At 36.8% G+C, this 16358-nt stretch carries 17 protein-coding genes; all 17 read right to left on the reverse strand.

Going from position 1 to position 16358, the window contains the following annotated elements; translation table 11 throughout:
• Nucleotide 1: 1 nt before the first annotated feature.
• Nucleotides 2-385 carry a chemotaxis response regulator CheY gene (gene cheY, locus PSA_RS16005; protein WP_059364952.1) on the reverse strand — a complete coding sequence of 128 codons (384 nt, stop codon included), beginning with the start codon at nucleotides 383-385 and terminating at the stop codon, nucleotides 2-4.
• Between the two features lie 44 nt (nucleotides 386-429).
• Nucleotides 430-1149 (reverse strand): RNA polymerase sigma factor FliA, encoded by a 720-nt coding sequence (locus PSA_RS16010; protein WP_042142926.1) that lies wholly within the window; start codon nucleotides 1147-1149, stop codon nucleotides 430-432.
• Between the two features lie 14 nt (nucleotides 1150-1163).
• Nucleotides 1164-2021: a MinD/ParA family protein gene (locus tag PSA_RS16015; RefSeq protein ID WP_042142928.1), complete on the reverse strand. Its 858-nt coding sequence runs from the start codon at nucleotides 2019-2021 to the stop codon at nucleotides 1164-1166.
• Complete coding sequence (flhF, locus tag PSA_RS16020) at nucleotides 2014-3477, reverse strand: flagellar biosynthesis protein FlhF (protein WP_042142930.1); 1464 nt, start codon at nucleotides 3475-3477, stop codon at nucleotides 2014-2016. Before flhF ends, PSA_RS16015 begins: the two co-directional genes overlap by 8 nt.
• Before the next feature lie 19 nt (nucleotides 3478-3496).
• Nucleotides 3497-5620, reverse strand: a complete 2124-nt coding sequence (gene flhA / locus PSA_RS16025) for a flagellar biosynthesis protein FlhA (protein ID WP_042142932.1) — start codon at nucleotides 5618-5620, stop codon at nucleotides 3497-3499.
• Nucleotides 5621-5905: 285 nt separating this feature from the next.
• Nucleotides 5906-7036, reverse strand: coding sequence for a flagellar biosynthesis protein FlhB (flhB, locus tag PSA_RS16030; protein ID WP_042142934.1), 1131 nt, complete (start codon nucleotides 7034-7036; stop codon nucleotides 5906-5908).
• A gap of 305 nt (nucleotides 7037-7341) precedes the next feature.
• Nucleotides 7342-8118: a flagellar biosynthetic protein FliR gene (fliR, locus tag PSA_RS16035; RefSeq protein WP_042142947.1), complete on the reverse strand. Its 777-nt coding sequence runs from the start codon at nucleotides 8116-8118 to the stop codon at nucleotides 7342-7344.
• Nucleotides 8119-8128: 10 nt separating this feature from the next.
• Nucleotides 8129-8398, reverse strand: a complete 270-nt coding sequence (gene fliQ / locus PSA_RS16040; RefSeq protein WP_042142949.1) for a flagellar biosynthesis protein FliQ — start codon at nucleotides 8396-8398, stop codon at nucleotides 8129-8131.
• The gene (fliP, locus tag PSA_RS16045) at nucleotides 8399-9142 is read right to left on the reverse strand and encodes a flagellar type III secretion system pore protein FliP (protein WP_042142952.1); all 744 of its coding nucleotides are present in this window, start codon (nucleotides 9140-9142) and stop codon (nucleotides 8399-8401) included.
• Entirely contained in the window at nucleotides 9135-9473 is a 339-nt protein-coding gene (gene fliO, locus PSA_RS16050) for a flagellar biosynthetic protein FliO (RefSeq protein WP_042142987.1), read from the reverse strand. The genes fliP and fliO overlap by 8 nt, the downstream gene beginning before the upstream one ends.
• A gap of 65 nt (nucleotides 9474-9538) precedes the next feature.
• Nucleotides 9539-9946 (reverse strand): flagellar motor switch protein FliN, encoded by a 408-nt coding sequence (gene fliN / locus PSA_RS16055; RefSeq protein ID WP_042142953.1) that lies wholly within the window; start codon nucleotides 9944-9946, stop codon nucleotides 9539-9541.
• A 54-nt stretch (nucleotides 9947-10000) separates the two neighbouring features.
• The gene (fliM, locus tag PSA_RS16060) at nucleotides 10001-11095 is read right to left on the reverse strand and encodes a flagellar motor switch protein FliM (RefSeq protein WP_042142955.1); all 1095 of its coding nucleotides are present in this window, start codon (nucleotides 11093-11095) and stop codon (nucleotides 10001-10003) included.
• A 12-nt stretch (nucleotides 11096-11107) separates the two neighbouring features.
• The gene (gene fliL / locus PSA_RS16065) at nucleotides 11108-11641 is read right to left on the reverse strand and encodes a flagellar basal body-associated protein FliL (RefSeq protein ID WP_042142957.1); all 534 of its coding nucleotides are present in this window, start codon (nucleotides 11639-11641) and stop codon (nucleotides 11108-11110) included.
• 74 nt (nucleotides 11642-11715) lie between these two features.
• A complete protein-coding gene (locus PSA_RS16070; RefSeq protein WP_042142959.1) occupies nucleotides 11716-13572 on the reverse strand; it encodes a flagellar hook-length control protein FliK in 1857 nt (618 codons plus the stop codon).
• Nucleotides 13573-13689: 117 nt separating this feature from the next.
• Complete coding sequence (gene fliJ / locus PSA_RS16075) at nucleotides 13690-14136, reverse strand: flagellar export protein FliJ (protein ID WP_042142960.1); 447 nt, start codon at nucleotides 14134-14136, stop codon at nucleotides 13690-13692.
• 17 nt (nucleotides 14137-14153) lie between these two features.
• Nucleotides 14154-15482 carry a flagellar protein export ATPase FliI gene (fliI, locus tag PSA_RS16080; protein WP_042142962.1) on the reverse strand — a complete coding sequence of 443 codons (1329 nt, stop codon included), beginning with the start codon at nucleotides 15480-15482 and terminating at the stop codon, nucleotides 14154-14156.
• 26 nt (nucleotides 15483-15508) lie between these two features.
• Nucleotides 15509-16354 carry a flagellar assembly protein FliH gene (gene fliH, locus PSA_RS16085; protein WP_042142964.1) on the reverse strand — a complete coding sequence of 282 codons (846 nt, stop codon included), beginning with the start codon at nucleotides 16352-16354 and terminating at the stop codon, nucleotides 15509-15511.
• Nucleotides 16355-16358 lie beyond the last annotated feature (4 nt).

Consider the following 16358-nt stretch of genomic DNA (forward strand, 5'->3'; position numbering starts at 1 on the left):
TTTAACCTAAGCGCTCAAACACTTTTTCTAATTTGGTTTTAAGCGTGCCTGCTGTGAAGGGCTTAACAATATAACCATTAACGCCAGCTTGTGCAGCAGCTATTATTTGTTCTTTTTTAGCTTCAGCAGTTACCATTAATACTGGTATATGCTTTAAGCTATCATCAGCTCGAATCGCTCTTAGTAAGTCTATACCTTGCATACCAGGCATATTCCAATCGGTTACTACAAAATCAAACTCTTGGTTTTGTAGCATAGGTAGTGCAGTACTACCATCATCTGCTTCTTGGACATTAGTAAAGCCTAAGTCTCTTAGCAAATTTTTAATGATTCTTCTCATAGTAGAAAAGTCATCAACTACAAGAACTTTCATATTTTTATCCAAAACATCCTCCTGTGAGGTACGAACTCAAGGTTACAACCACTTTATTAAACCCAGTCACTGATTTTAGCTTTTAGCCTTATCATTGCCTGTCCATGTATCTGACTAACACGAGACTCACTTACATCAAGTATTTGTCCAATCTCTTTTAAATTCATTTCTTCATTATAGTAAAGAGATAATACAAGAGCATCTCTTTCAGGCAATGTTTTTATTGCCTTTACTAATGAAACATTAAACTTATCATTTTTTATTGACGCAAAAGGCGAATTACTTAATGATTTATCCGATGATATTTGCAGCACATCTTCATCAACACCGAGATCTTCTATTCCTAGAATTTTACCTGAATTCACATCATTAAGGATATGATGGTATTCATCGAGTGTAATATCAAGTTTTTCAGCAACTTCTATGCCTTTTACTTCTCGACCTAGCTGAGATTCTAATTCTGAAATGGCTTGAGCAACCTGACGGCTGTTTCTGTGAACAGACCTTGGTACCCAATCGCCTTTCCTAATTTCATCTAGCATAGCACCTCTGATTCTTATGCCACCAAATGTTTCAAAACTAGCGCCTTTTGTGCCATCAAAGTTTTTAGCAGCTTCAATCAAACCTATCATGCCTGATTGAATTAAATCATCCAACTGCACACTTGCGGGGAGTCTCGCCAACATATGATAAGCTATACGCTTAACTAAAGGCGTATGACGCTCTACAACTTGTGCAATATGGTTATTATCACTGTATCCGGCTACTTTATTCACTAATAAAAATGCCTTTAGCGGTTTACTAATTTTTCAATAAAAAATTCCAGATGCCCCGAAGGCTGATTTGGAATTGGCCATTTAGCTGCTTTTGTAGCTAAAGTCTTAAATGCGATTGCGGCGGGAGATTTAGGAAAAAGGTCAACAATTGCTTTTTGCTTACGCGTTGACTTTCTCATATTTTCATCAAAAGGTACTGTTGCCACTAATTCTAATGAAACGTCTAAAAACCTATCTGTTACTTTAGACAGTTTAGCAAATAGTTCTTGACCTTCTCTTAAACTTCTTACCATATTTGCAATAATTTTAAACTTATAAACACCATGTTCTCTGCTTAATATCTTAATTAAGGCATATGCATCTGTAATTGAAGTTGGCTCATCACACACCACCATTAATACATCTTGTGCTGCACGAGAAAAGCTTAATACCATTTCAGAGATACCTGCTGCAGTATCAACAATTAATACATCATAATCGGCATTAAGTTCACTAAATGCACGAATTAACCCTGCATGTTCTGAAGGTGAAAGCTCAACCATCGTTTGCGAGCCAGATGTTGCAGGCACAATTCTAATGCCGTGAGGCCCTTCAACTAAAATATCTTCTAATTCACACTCGCCAGAAAGCACGTGTGATAAATTTTTTTCTACACGTAGACCTAACATGACATCACAGTTAGCTAAACCTAAATCGGCATCTAATACAAGGACACGTTTACCTTGTTGTCCCATGGCTATTGCAATATTCAAAGAGGCATTTGTTTTACCTACGCCGCCTTTGCCGCCAGTCACTGAGATTACTTTAACTGCATTATTGTTCTGTTTCATTTTACGCAGGCCACTTGCTTGATCCATAACTGTATTAATCATACATTCCTACTGTTTGAGATTCTACCGTTGAATCTCTGTGATATTGTGCGTTAGTCTTTTTAGCATACAATTGTTCTGCTTTTTTAACCAATTTTTCAGCATTTGCAACTCGAATGTCTTCAGGTACGCGCTGACCATTAGTAAGATACCCTATCGGCAGACGATTTTGAATCGCAATACTGATAATTTCTCCTAAACTTAGACATTCGTCAAGTTTGGTGAAAATACAACCACTTAACTGTACCTTTTTAAAGTGTTTTACTGTTTCTTGCAAAACGCCCATCTGTGCAGTTGCACTTAAAACCAAATAACTACGAATATCAACTCTAACATTTCTCATTAATGTATTTAACTGCTCGGTCAGACGCAAATCTCTTTGACTCATTCCAGCCGTATCTACTAATACTAGACGCTTACCACGTAAATGGTATAAAACTTCAGCTAATTCATTAGCATCTTTAACTTGCTTAACTGGACAACCTATAATTCGGCCATAAGTTGCAAGCTGTTCATATGCACCAATACGATAGGTATCCGTTGTAATTAACGCAACTTTATCAGCGCCAAATTTTTGTGCACCTAAAGCTGCAAGCTTTGCGACTGTTGTTGTTTTACCAACACCTGTTGGCCCTACAAGTGCAAAAACACCGCCTTGACGTAATATTTCATTATTCGTTGTATAAAGCTGGCTTTGTACCATTTCTAACAAAGCTTCCCATGCTTTTTTTTCTGATACATCATCAGGAATAAAACATGCCATTTGATCTGCGACATCATCATTGATGCCCATGCCTTTAAGTCTTTCTATCATATATGCACGAGTTGGATCTCTGCGCGCTAAATCTTGTGTCATTAAACCTGATACTTGATGCTCTAATAATTGGCGAATTGCAGCCATTTCATCTTGCATCGCTTGCATTTCGTTATTATTTTGCTCTTTTATCTCTTTATGTTCTGCTTTAACAGCTTTTTTCTCTGGAGCATTTGACTTGTTATACCAAGGAGATTCAAATGAATCATTTATTTCCTCGATAGATTCATCAAACTTGTTATTAAACATATTTGACTTTTCGTTTTCTCTAGACTGAGTAGACTGCCTATTTAATAAGGCCTCTAAACTATCCGCAATTTTTGCTTCAGGCTCAGGTTTTGCTGCTAATGGTTTAGGGCGAACAAAGTTATTAACCTTTGAACTATATTGTGAAGCCATTTGTGAGTGAGTGTTTAGATTTGCACGTGCTCTTGTCTGATTAGTCAGATGTTGTGCAGCCTGTGTTTCAACTCGAGCTGCAGGCTTAGCCTGAGCTGGCGTTTTGTCGTAATCAACGGCAGCAACAATTTCAACACCATCAGCCATTTTTTTATTTGACATAATTACAGCATCTACACCTAGCTCTTCTTTAACTTCATTAAGTGCTGTGCGCATATCTTTTGCAAAAAAACGTTTAATCTTCACATTCTACCCCTTATCCTTATTATTGCTGACCAACAGAGCTGATAATTTTAATTTGCTTTTCATCTGGTACTTCTTGATAAGAAACGACGCGTAAACCTGGTATTGTATTTTTAACAAATCGTGATAAAACCGTTCTTAACATACCTGAGGTCAACAATATTGAAGGTTCACCTGACATTTCCTGGTTTTGATGTGCTTCACTAAGTGAGTTTTGCAACCTCTCAGCAAGCCCAGGTTCTATGCCAGCACCTTCATCGCCTGCATTCTGAAGTGACTGATGCAACATCTGTTCCAACTCAGGAGCCAAAGTTATGACAGGTATTTCATTTGATGCGCCCGCAACGTCTTGGATTATTAATCTTCTTAGTGAAATACGCACTGCAGCGGTTAGTACATCAGCATCTTGGCTTCTTGGTCCGTATTCAACAAGGGTTTGTACAATTGAACGCATATCCCTAATTGGCACACCTTCATTCAATAAGTTTTGTAATACTTTTACGATAGTTGTGAGCGGTAATACATCTGGCACTAAACCTTCAACTAAACGAGGATGACTTTTTTCAAGCATATCTAATAAGTTTTGTACTTCTTCATGACCTAACAATAAAGAGGCATTGTTATGTAAAAGCTGACTTATATGAGTTGCAACAACCGTTGCAGCATCTACAACTGTATACCCTAAAGATTGCGCTTCATCTTTTTGCTCAGGTGCAATCCAGACTGCATCTAAACCAAAAGCCGGATCTTTTGTTTCAATACCGGGTACAGAACCAAATACTTGACCTGGATTAATCGCAAGTTCATTGCCATGCTTAAGCTCACCAACACCAGTAGAAACACCCATTAAGGTAATTTGGTATGCGTTTGGATCTAATTCAAGATTATCTCTGATATGCACTGGTGGTACTAAAAATCCCAATTCTTGTGATAGTTTTTTACGTACGCCTTTGATTCGACTTAATAGCTCACCGCCTTGTACTTGATCTACCATAGGAATAAGTCTATAACCCACCTCTAAACCTATTACATCAACTTGTTGAACATCATCCCAACCTAGCTCTTTTTGCTCTTGCGCTGCCGGTACTGCAGCTCCAGCGGCATTTGTAGTTAATTGCCCACCTGCAGCACTTTGCTCTGCTTGTGCTTGTTGTTTGTTAGCTTGTTTATGCCCATAATAACCAATAGCACCAATGATTAATCCTAAAGAAATAAAAGCTAAATGCGGCATACCAGGCACTAAACCCATAGTGATCATTATACCTGATGCAATATAAAGTGCTTTTTCATTACCTAATTGCTTAGATATTTGCTCACCCATTTTATGTGATTCATTTTGGCGGGTTACAACAATGGCTGTACCAATTGACAATAGTAGAGATGGCAGCTGAGCAACCAGACCATCACCAATTGTTAGTAGCGTATATACTTCCATAGCGACATTAAATGACAAATCATGCTGGATCATGCCAATAAACAAGCCACCTACAATATTGATCACTAATATCACGATACCCGCGATAGCATCGCCTTTTACAAATTTACTTGCACCATCCATTGAACCATAAAAATCAGCCTCTCGTGTTACTTCTCCACGTCGGTTTCTCGCTTCATCCGCAGTAATAAAACCCGCATTTAAGTCTGCATCAATTGCCATTTGTTTACCTGGCATAGCATCTAATGTAAAACGTGCAGATACTTCAGATATACGTCCTGCACCCTTTGTAATTACAACAAAGTTAATAATGATCAGGATTATAAATACAACTAAACCTACAGCATAGTTACCACCAATCACAACATTACCAAATGCTGCTATTACTTGACCTGCGGCGTCGGAGCCATTATGACCTTCTAATAATACAACTCGGGTACTGGCAACATTTAAGGCTAGCCTCAATACTGTTGCGATAAGAATTACGGTAGGGAAAGCACCAAAATCAACGGGTTTAAGTGTATAAACAGTGATTAATAATACGAGTAATGCTAAAGCGATATTAAAAGAAAACAGCATATCCAATAAAAATGGAGGCATAGGCAATACCACCATAGCAAGCGCTGCTAAAACCAATAAAGGCGTACCAACCCCCTTAAGGTAATCCATTTTTTCATTATTTAACTGAGTAAAAACCGCTTTCAAATCCATACAACTACAATTACAAAAAATTGACACTTGCCTGAGTAAAGGCAATTATCATTCCATCTTTATAAAGTATTGAATTAAAGTTCATACCTGTTCTAATGGGTTAGTGAGCAAATATAAATTTGGATAAATTATCAAGAGTTAGACGCTTGATTGAGTAATCGCTGACTATTGGGATTGAAAGCACAGGCTTATAGTTCCAGACTAAACCTAAGTACCTGCATGCAAGCAACGCACCTATTGTATATTTAGACCATTTAGATTATTTATTTATTAGAATTGGTATAATTACTGCTTAAACTCATCTGGGATTGGAAGCTTTTTACTTAATTTAGTAGGTCGTTGACCTCGTCCTTTTTTATATTGTTTTAGCTGAAAAACATATGCTAATACTTGTGCAACTGCAACAAATAGCTGATCTGGAATTTGCGCTCCTACATCTGTAAAGTGATGTAAAGATCTCGCTAATGGCGGTGATTCTAAAACTGGCACTTCATGCTCTTTTGCTATTTTTCGTATTTGTAATGCCATTTGGTCTATGCCTTTAGCTAAAACTATCGGCGCCCCAGCTTTGTCTGTATCATATTTAATAGCGACAGCATAATGAGTAGGATTAGTTACGATAACATCAGCATCAGGTACATCTTGCATCATGCGTCGCTGTGACATTTCTCTTTGTGTTTGTCTGATCCTTGCTTTAATTTGCGGATCACCTTCACTATTTTTATACTCATCTTTAATTTCTTGCAAACTCATTTTTAACTGCTTGTTATGGTTCCATTTTTGAAATGGCGCATCTACTAAAGCAACGATAGTTAATGTACAAGATAAACCTAAAAAGACCCAAGCTAGAATAGTAAGAGAATGCTTTATATTACTTGGGGCTGACTCTATACTTAGATGCAATATTTCATCAAAATAGCCCATAATAATAAAAATTGCGACGCCAGCGACCAGACCAAACTTTAATAATGCTTTTGTCAATTCAATCGCAGCCTGAGGTCCAAACATGCGACCAAAACCTTTGTAAATAGACATTTTACTTGCTTTAGGTGCAGCTGCGCCCCAGCTAAAATTAAAACCACCTAAAAAAGTATTTCCTATAAATGCGGCCGCTAAAATAATAGAAACAAACATGGCTAAACCAAACCAAAGCTCTCCTGCAACTTCACCCCAGGCAGAAAACATCTTAGTAGTATCGTAAGTTTCATTATGATTTAGACTCAGCATTCTTTTCATTACTTTTAATAATGCTTTACCAATATCAGGCCCGTATATAATTAAAGAAACAGCAGACATAATTAAAACAAATGCAGTACCCGTTTCTTTAGAGCGGGCTATTTGACCTTTCTTTTTTGCGTCTTCTAAACGCTTGGCGGTGGGGTCTTCTGTTTTTTCTGCACCCGAATCTTCAGCCATACCTTACCTTTTATCAAGATTTTAAAAATTAACTACAACCTACTAAATCACATATTAATCGAATCATTTGATGCCATTGTAGATCTGTCTTACGCTGTAATTTTAATTCTTTAGTTCTTTAACTACAGCCTACCATGCCACATATTAATCGAACCATTTGATGCCATTGTAGATCTGTCTTACGCTGTAATTTTAATTCTTTAGTTCTTTAACTACAGCCTACCATGCCACATATTAATCGAACCATTTGATGCCATTGTAGATCTGACACACCCTGTAACTTTAATTCTATAGTTCTTAGCTCTTTAACTACAGCCTACCATACCACATATCAATTGAACCATTTGATGCCACTGAAGATCAAACTGTGCGGTGAAGTTACCTAATGTAGCCCATATGATGACTAAACCTGTTACTAAGGTAAATGGAAAACCGATAGAGAATATATTCAACTGGGGTGCTGCACGAGTCATCACACCAAATGACATACTAATGATCAACATAGCTGTTAATGGTGCTAAAGATAAAACGAGAGCAGTGGCAAATAACCAACCGCCCCAATTAGCTATTGTTCTATAGTTTTCGATATTCCACCAAGTGCCATCAATTGGGATCATAATAAAACTACTTACCACCATTTGTATCATCATTAAATGACCACCATATATCCAAAAAAGCAAAGTAGCCAAAATCAAATAAAATTGACCTACAGCAGGTACACTTTGACCATTTGAAGGGTCTATTACTGAAGCAAAACCTAGACCTGTTTGCATTGCCAAAATTTGGCCGGCTAAAACAAAGGTATTTAATAACAAAATAGAAGCAAAACCGATAGCAACGCCTATCAGCAATTGCTGAATCGCAACTAATACCATTTCTAATGACATTAAGTTAGTAAATTCAGAGGGTGGTATTGTTGGCATTGCAACAAAAGTGATTAACATAGCTAAGGAAATTTTAATGCGACTTGATACATTTTTTGCACCTATGCCAGCCATTACCATCAACATGCTAGAAATACGTATAAAAGGTAACATAAAGTCAGAAAGCCATTGTATTATGATAGATACAGGATATTCCATTGTACTTAAATTACCCCATTACTGAAGGGATATTCATGATTATAGTTTTAAAAAAGTCGATAAGTTCTTGGGTTAACCAATGACCACCAACAATCAATACAACTAAAGTAACTATTAAGCGAGGTAGGAAACTTAAGGTTTGCTCATTGATAGAAGTTGCAGCTTGAAATACTGCAACAACTAAACCTATCAGTAAGCTTGGCACTATAATCACTGAAACAAGCTTTATAACTAAAAACAAAGCATCGCTCATTATTTCAACAACAACTTCTGGTTCCATTTAAACTCCCAAACCAAAACTTTTTGCGAGCGTGCCCATAACAAGTCCCCAACCATCGACTAAAACAAATAACATAATTTTAAATGGCATAGAAACAATCATTGGGGATAGCATCATCATACCCATTGCCATCAAGATACTTGCAACTACTAAATCTACAATTAAAAATGGAATGAAAAACATAAAACCAATAATAAATGCAGTCTGTAATTCACTGGTAATGAATGCCGGTATAATGACTAAAAAAGGCGTATCTTCAGGTTTATCTAATTGAGTATGGCCTGCAATTTGAGCAAAGGTTTCTAAATCTTTAATTCTTGTTTGCGATAGCATAAATGCTTTTAATGGCTCTTTAGCTTCTGATAGCGCCTGTATTGATGTCATTTCCTCATTTAAATACGGCGTGATTGCACGATCATTTATTTGATTATAAACAGGCCCCATAATAAATAAACTCATAAACAATGACATACCAACAAGTATTTGGTTTGAAGGCGTTTGCTGTAAACCAATGGCTTGTCGCAATATACCTAGAACAACGATTATTCTAGTAAATGATGTCATCATAATAACAGCTGCTGGAATAAAACTCAGCGCAGTCATCATAGCCAATACTTGCAACGTTACTGAATAGTCTTGTGAACCATCAGGATTTGAAGTAATAGTTAAAGCTTGTAATCCTTGATCTGCATATGCATTGCCACAGACAAAAAACAACAGAATCACCATTATAATTTTATACATTTTTATTATTCTTTTGTTGTAAATTTGTTTTTTTCGGATTGAGTAATTGACTAAATGACTTTGCCAATTGCGGTATCTCTTTTGCTTCTAGTGGTTTTTCCAACTGATACAAGTAATTAATTGTATGAGGTGTCACCCCTAATAAATGCTGTTTATCGTCTATTTCAATCACAATTAAACGCTCTTTACTGCCAAGTGGAATAGAGCGAATAACCTTAAATTCATCCAGATTAGTCAGCTGTGGGTTAAACTTTTTAACCAAAATAGCCAAAATTACGATAATGCAAATAACAAGCGCAAGGGACATTGCCATCGACATCAAGTTTTGCATGCCTTCTTTCGCCGCAAATACTAGATTTGATTGCAAAAATATACCAAGAAAAGCGAGGTACTTTATCATCGTAATTTTTTGATCCTTTCAATTTGGCTAATTACATCTGTTAAACGAATACCAAATTTATCATTTACAACAACTACTTCACCATGCGCAATCAAAGTGCCATTAACTAACACATCTAAAGGCTCACCTGCAACACGGTCAAGCTCAACAACCGAGCCTTGGTTTAATTGCAGTAAATTTCTTATGCTAATGCGAGAACGCCCTACTTCCATTGAAATAGTCACTGGAATATCTAAAATAGTATCCAGCTTTCTTTTTTCATCAACAGTTAAGTCGGCTTTTTCATCGGTTAATTCTTCTAACTGGGCAACTTCGGCTTCACCACTCTGGCCACCTTCGTCATCACCTTCCGCTTCGGCTAGGGCTGCAGCCCATTCATCCATTGTATCTTGATCATCGCTCATATAAAAAACCTCTAAAACTTTCTAAAATAACTGTCTAAACTTAATTTTTGTGCGCTACCAGTCTAAATCAACACCTTCAGATAAATGTAAATCATCTTCTAACAATGACAACTCCGCATCTGAATCAAGCTTTTTACCGCCTTTGGTAAATACATGTAATTCAGACTTAACTGACTCTGGTCGTTTTATTTTTTCACTAATTTGAACTGCAATATTATCTCTTGAGCGACCCATTTTAGCGCGATATGTCGGTAAGTCTTCTATAAATACCGTAATATGCTCAGGCATATCAACAGGAATGACATCTCCCGTTTCAAGTTCCATTATTTGAGATAAGGATAAATCAACTTCAAGCATACGTGTTGATAAGTCAACCTCAACATCCATAATTTCATCTCTTAACGCTTTACTCCAGCGTAAATCCGTATCTTCAGTATCAGATTGCACACCCGCATCAAGTAATTCACGTATCGGTTCAAGCATAGAATAAGGTAAGGCAATATGAAAATCTCCACCACCACCGTCTAACTCAATATGAAAAGAGCTAATAACAACAACCTCAGTTGGACTTACAATATTTGCCATTGCAGGGTTAACTTCTGAATCAAGGTACTCAAACGAGACATCCATAACAGGTGCCCAAGCGTCTTTATAATCTTCAAAAATAATTTTAAGTAGCATCTGAACGATACGACGTTCGGTTGGTGTAAATTCTCGACCTTCAATCTTGGCGTGGTATCGACCATCACCACCAAAGAAGTTATCAACAAGAATAAATACTAAACGTGCTTCCATGGTAATTAAACCAGTCCCTTTTAAAGGTCTAAAACGCACCATATTTAAGCTTGTTGGTACAAATAAAGTATGGATATATTCACCAAACTTGATCATTTGTACACCATTAATTGATACCTCCGCAGTGCGACGCATCATATTAAATAAACTGATCCGCATATGACGTGCAAATCGTTCATTTACGATCTCCAGGGTAGGCATTCGCCCACGAACAATTCGGTCTTGAGAAGAAAAGTCATACTGTATCGTACTCCCATCCCCGGATTCACTGCCGGCATCTTCTTCGTCTTCCTCGACCTCATCAACACCATGTAATAGCGCATCAATTTCGTCTTGGGATAATAAATCGCTCACCCTATATCCTCATTATTGCATTACAAAACCAGTAAAGAGTATTTTTTCAACTACTTTATTGCCTTCAATTTCACTTAGTGACTTTTGAACTTCTTGTAAAGACTTTGTTCTTAAATCAGCTTTTCCCGCACTTGTACTTAATGCATCCGCATTAGCAGTAGAAAAAATGCTTAATAATGTGCCTTCAATTAAAGGAATATGTCTTTTGGCTGCTTCTTCATTTGCATCACCACGAACCAATAGTTGTACTTTAATTTGCACTAAACGATCTCGTCCAGCACCAGGTACATTAAAAACAAAAGGTCTTGGCATGCCAACATACAGTGCTGACCCCATTTCTGCAGTTTCACCTGATGGTGCTGCACTTTGTGTTTCTAATGATTCTTCAGCTAATGTTTCCTCTGTTTCAGGCGCATCATCACCAGACATTATGAAAAAAGCACCCGCGCCACCAGCAATTAAAACAACGATAGCGATTATAATGAAAAGCATTTTTTTACTTTTACCACCACCCGTTTCTATTTCTAAATCATTTTCTTCAGCCATTTATATTCCCTGATAGAGTCTTATCGTGTTATTCATTAATTATAACGGCTATCATACCAATTTCATTGAATATTTTAAGCATAAAAATCAACTCCGCCCAGTTTATTTCCTGCAACTTTCACTGACGCTATCTCTTCATCATTTTCAGTACTGCTTAATGGCCCTGATTTTTGATTATCCTTTGTACTTTCCTGCTCGCTTTGACCTTGCTGCTGTTGATCTATATTGCTCTCCCCTAAATCAATACCTTGCTCAGCCAGCATTTCTCTTAATTTAGGCATTGAGTCTTCTAATAACTCTTTAGCCTCTTGGTTTTGCACAGAAAAATTAATTTGAGCTTGTTCTGCATCCGTACGAATTCGAATTATCATACTGCCTAATTCAGGTGGGTCTAACCGAATATCTGCCTGGGGATTATGTTGGCTTAACATAAATGTGACACGTTCATTAAGCAATTTAGCAGCATCTGAGCGCGCTATGTTAATTGGCTGCTGTAATAATTTATCATTTTCTAATTTCTGATTTAATGATGTGCTAGTTTGGGTTGAAGTGATTGAATTAGTTAAATCACTCACAGGGTCAAACTCTACATCCGTAATAGGCTGAGGCTCTAATTGTCTGATCACATCATTAAAAGTTGAATTTACATTTGATTTATTTATTTGTGCTACCGCTGTAGTGTCGCTGTTAGGGCTGGTTACTTTAACTGTATTGCTCGATTCAGCTGAAGACTTAATACTAACTAAGCTATCTTCTTCAGCGACTAAATCATTATTTTCTGATGTATATGCATTTTGAAGGTTTGCATTGTCATTTTTATCTTTACCTAACGCAAAATTTTGTTCTATTTTTTTAGCCCCAGGATGAGTTATGTCACTTTTTATAGTACTTACCTGTGGTGCTATCACTGGAGTAGCCACAGCATTATTTTCAGGTGCGGCCTTTGCCATTGCTTGAACTTCAGGTTCAAACTCTAAAGGAGCTTCTTTTACTTGATTATCAGTCTCACCATTTAAGGATTGTGTTGGTATAACTTTCTCAGATTTAACGCCTTCCTTTGAGATAAACTCATCAACTTGTAATAAAATAGTACTTAGTTTATTTATTTCAGCCTCAATGTCACTTGAGGTTTTTTGCTTTTCCAATTCACCTAAAGCCGACTCTAGACTTTGTTTTAATTGTGATTTTTGTACTACAGAAAGTTCAGGAAGAACATGTTTTAACTGATTTATCACTGAGTCATTAAGCACTATCTTGTTTTCACCGATTTTCTCATCTGTTTTTGAAATATAACTTGAAATATGATTCTCTTTTATACCTAACTCATCTTTTATACCTAAATCATCTTTTAAACCTAACTCATCTTTTAGACCTAAATGATTTTTTATTGGAGTAACTGTAGCTTCCACTGCGGGCTCTTTGAGAGATATTTTAGATATATCAATTGCTAGTTCTAAGGTCAGTTTAGAGCTTTTAATTTCTGCATTATTAATAAGTGCTTCATCAGACACCTTTAAACTCATTTTATTTGATGCTTGAATTTGCGACAGAAAAGAATCATCTGAGTTATTAAGCGATTCAACATTTTCAGCTGTAAAATCCACGAACATTGGAATTTTTTCATTTTTTTCTATATTTACATCAGTGATTTTTTGATTTTTTTTATCTAATTGATTGACCTCATTAAGCTTGAAGACATCCAACTCTGATAAATTTGGCAATTTTTTGCCACTTTGCCCATTAATTTCGTCTACAGTGTCGATATTGTTAGTTGAAGATATAGCAAGCGCATTAGCTTCTTCGGTTACATGTGCACTAAACATAGTTGCAAATAAATCGTCACCATCTTGCTTACTGCCAATGTCATTTGCAGTACTTTGTTTTGAAATAGAATTATTTGAAATTGGAAGTGCTGTATCTATGCTTACCATATTTACCTCATTTATAAATCGCAGTTATTCAACGAATATGGTTTAAATCTAATTTTAACTTTATAAAGGTGCTATAGATTTAAAAGCAATAACTAAGCCAGAGTTACCTGAAGTATTTTATAATCGGTTTTGGCGTTGTATAAATTGGTTGGTAGTAAATTCATCTAAACTCACTTGTTCAGCTTTATTTAATTTATGAAATAGCTGAGCATTCTTTTTCTCTATTAATTTTTCAATTGCTTTAGCTTTGCTTTGTTGTTCTAGCCAAATTTCTTTTCTTTGTGCAACAACTTGTTTTGCCGTATTAATAACTTGAATTTGTTGATCCATAGCATTCTCAATTTTAGCTATAAATGATTGATAATGACTATAGTTTGCACCCGTTAATCCAGATTCCCCCTTGGCTTGTAATTGTTTCATATAGTCAAATTTAAACTCAGATAAACCGTTTAACTTCTCTTGACTATCATTCAAGTATTGTTGTGACTTAATATATTCTAAGCGTAACTTCTCTTCTTTATCAGAAGTTACTTTTAAAACTAATTTGAGTTGTTTTAATGCCATTAGTTTTCCTTAAGTAATTAAGCCTGACCTAGCAGCTGTGCTAAACCTTGCAGCCCTTCATCATATGGAATGACATCTGTCATACCCTGTTGAAGAAATTGATTTACAGTTGGGATCATTGAAATCGCTTTATCTAATACCTGATCAGTTCCTTTTTGATAAGCGCCTAGGGTGATCATATCTTTATTTTGTTGATACATTGAATAAACTTGCTTTATGACTCGTGCTTGTTGCATATGCGCTTGAGATACAACCTGTGGCATTACACGACTAATCGATTTTTCAATATCAATTGCAGGGTAATGGCCACTATCAGCCAGCTCTCTTGATAATACAATATGACCATCTAATATTGCTCTTGCAGCATCAGCAATCGGGTCTTGCATATCATCGCCTTCCGATAATACGGTAAAAAATGCAGTTATAGAGCCTTGTCCTTCGCCACCGTTACCAGCTCGCTCAACCAAAGCAGGTAGTTTTGCAAAAACAGAAGGTGGATAGCCTTTTGTAGCTGGCGGCTCACCAACCGCTAAAGCTATTTCTCTTTGCGCCATTGCATATCGCGTCACAGAATCAAGTAACAGCAAAACATTTAAACCTTGATCTCTAAAGTACTCAGCTATCGTTACTGCGGTTTCACAGCCTTTAAGTCGCATTAATGGTGAAGAATCTGCAGGAGCTGCAACAACAACGGAGCGTTTTCTCCCTTCTTCACCTAAAATCTCTTCAATAAATTCTTTTACTTCTCTACCACGTTCACCCACTAGCCCCACAACAGTGACATCTGCGGTAGACCCTCGCGTCATCATGCCCAGCAATACAGATTTACCCACACCACTACCGGCAAACAAACCCATTCTTTGACCTTGACCTACAGTAATGACTGAGTTTATTGCACGAACGCCAACATCCATAGGCTGTGTAATAGATCGTCTTGATAAAGGGTTAATTTGGTTTTGAGCAAATTTTAATTTTTTTTCACTGACCACTGGACCTAAACCATCCAATGGCCTGCCTAAACCATCAACAACTCGCCCTAATAGGCCCATGCCAACAGGCAGGCCTTGATCTTTTACTTGGGGGATCACTCTTGCGCCAGGTAACATGCCCGAAATGGTATCATTTGGCATTAAATATAAAGTATCGCCATTAAAACCTATCACTTCTGCATCAACTAAACCATGAAGCGTTTCTATTTGGCAATGACTGCCTATTGGTGCTTTTACACCTTGTGCTTGAAGAGTTAGGCCAACAACTCGTGTTAAGCTGCCTGCAATAGCGGGTGGCACTTTTTGAATATTCTTTTTATAAGTTGCTAACTTCTCTGCCAAGTCAATAGACTGCATGAATTACCTCAGTACTTAAAATACAACTAGTCTTCAGATGTTTTATCTATGCCTGAAGCATGTAAAAAGCTATTTAATGTATCAGATATGCGACTTTGTAAACTAAAGTCTATTGATGAGTTATTGGCGTTAACAATACAGCCCCCTGACTCTAAACTTGGTTCCGATTTTAATCGCCAACCTCTTTTATCTATCTCATCTTGACCATAACTAGAAACTATATTTGTAAAGTCATCAGGATGAAGCTGTATTTCACATTGCTGTTGCATTAAAGGTAACGCATCCATGCATTGTTTTAAGGTCGATAATATGGCTTTTGGATTTGTTTTTACTTCGGTATAAATAACCGCTTCAGCTAACATAGTTGTTAATGCGATTAACTGCATTTCTGCGGCTTCATCGTAGTGTCTTAAAGGTGTATTTAAAGCATTAAATAAAGTGTCTAGTTGCTCTAGTTTTTCATCAACTATAGGTTGAGCGAGTTCAATCCCCTGCTCTTTACCTTGAGTTAAGCCTTCTTCAAATCCCGATTGTATTCCTTTTGTTTTTCCTTCTTCAAGACCAACCGGATAACCTTCCTCTTTACCTTGGTTAAAGCCTTCGTCATATGCCGCTTGACGAATATCTTCCAACTCTTGCAAAGTCATAGGTGCTACAACTTGCTCTTCTTCCTCAATTTCAATTCCTTCTGTCTGTTTTACAGGCGGATTATACAAATCTTCTAATGACGTACCTATAGCAGTTGAGCGACCAGTAAAGTCTTGTTCTTTACTTTCATCACTCACTTCTGGGGCTGACCAGTTTTTTAATAGCTCTCTGACAGCCTCTTCAGATTGAATAGGGTGACCATTACGATATTTACCTAACTTCATTTAA

This window comes from Pseudoalteromonas sp. '520P1 No. 423', assembly GCF_001269985.1.
GTDB lineage: Bacteria > Pseudomonadota > Gammaproteobacteria > Enterobacterales > Alteromonadaceae > Pseudoalteromonas.

What these genes read in the sequence shown, in the direction of transcription:
- PSA_RS16015 (WP_042142928.1), bottom strand. Translation starts at nt 2,021, where the DNA reads ATGATTAATACAGTTATGGATCAAGCAAGTGGCCTGCGTAAAATGAAA.
- flhA (WP_042142932.1), bottom strand. Translation starts at nt 5,620, where the DNA reads ATGGATTTGAAAGCGGTTTTTACTCAGTTAAATAATGAAAAAATGGAT.
- flhB (WP_042142934.1), bottom strand. Translation starts at nt 7,036, where the DNA reads ATGGCTGAAGATTCGGGTGCAGAAAAAACAGAAGACCCCACCGCCAAG.
- fliR (WP_042142947.1), bottom strand. Translation starts at nt 8,118, where the DNA reads ATGGAATATCCTGTATCTATCATAATACAATGGCTTTCTGACTTTATG.
- fliQ (WP_042142949.1), bottom strand. Translation starts at nt 8,398, where the DNA reads ATGGAACCAGAAGTTGTTGTTGAAATAATGAGCGATGCTTTGTTTTTA.
- fliP (WP_042142952.1), bottom strand. Translation starts at nt 9,142, where the DNA reads ATGTATAAAATTATAATGGTGATTCTGTTGTTTTTTGTCTGTGGCAAT.
- fliO (WP_042142987.1), bottom strand. Translation starts at nt 9,473, where the DNA reads ATGCAAAACTTGATGTCGATGGCAATGTCCCTTGCGCTTGTTATTTGC.
- fliN (WP_042142953.1), bottom strand. Translation starts at nt 9,946, where the DNA reads ATGAGCGATGATCAAGATACAATGGATGAATGGGCTGCAGCCCTAGCC.
- fliL (WP_042142957.1), bottom strand. Translation starts at nt 11,641, where the DNA reads ATGGCTGAAGAAAATGATTTAGAAATAGAAACGGGTGGTGGTAAAAGT.
- PSA_RS16070 (WP_042142959.1), bottom strand. Translation starts at nt 13,572, where the DNA reads ATGGTAAGCATAGATACAGCACTTCCAATTTCAAATAATTCTATTTCA.
- fliJ (WP_042142960.1), bottom strand. Translation starts at nt 14,136, where the DNA reads ATGGCATTAAAACAACTCAAATTAGTTTTAAAAGTAACTTCTGATAAA.
- fliI (WP_042142962.1), bottom strand. Translation starts at nt 15,482, where the DNA reads ATGCAGTCTATTGACTTGGCAGAGAAGTTAGCAACTTATAAAAAGAAT.
- fliH (WP_042142964.1), bottom strand. Translation starts at nt 16,354, where the DNA reads ATGAAGTTAGGTAAATATCGTAATGGTCACCCTATTCAATCTGAAGAG.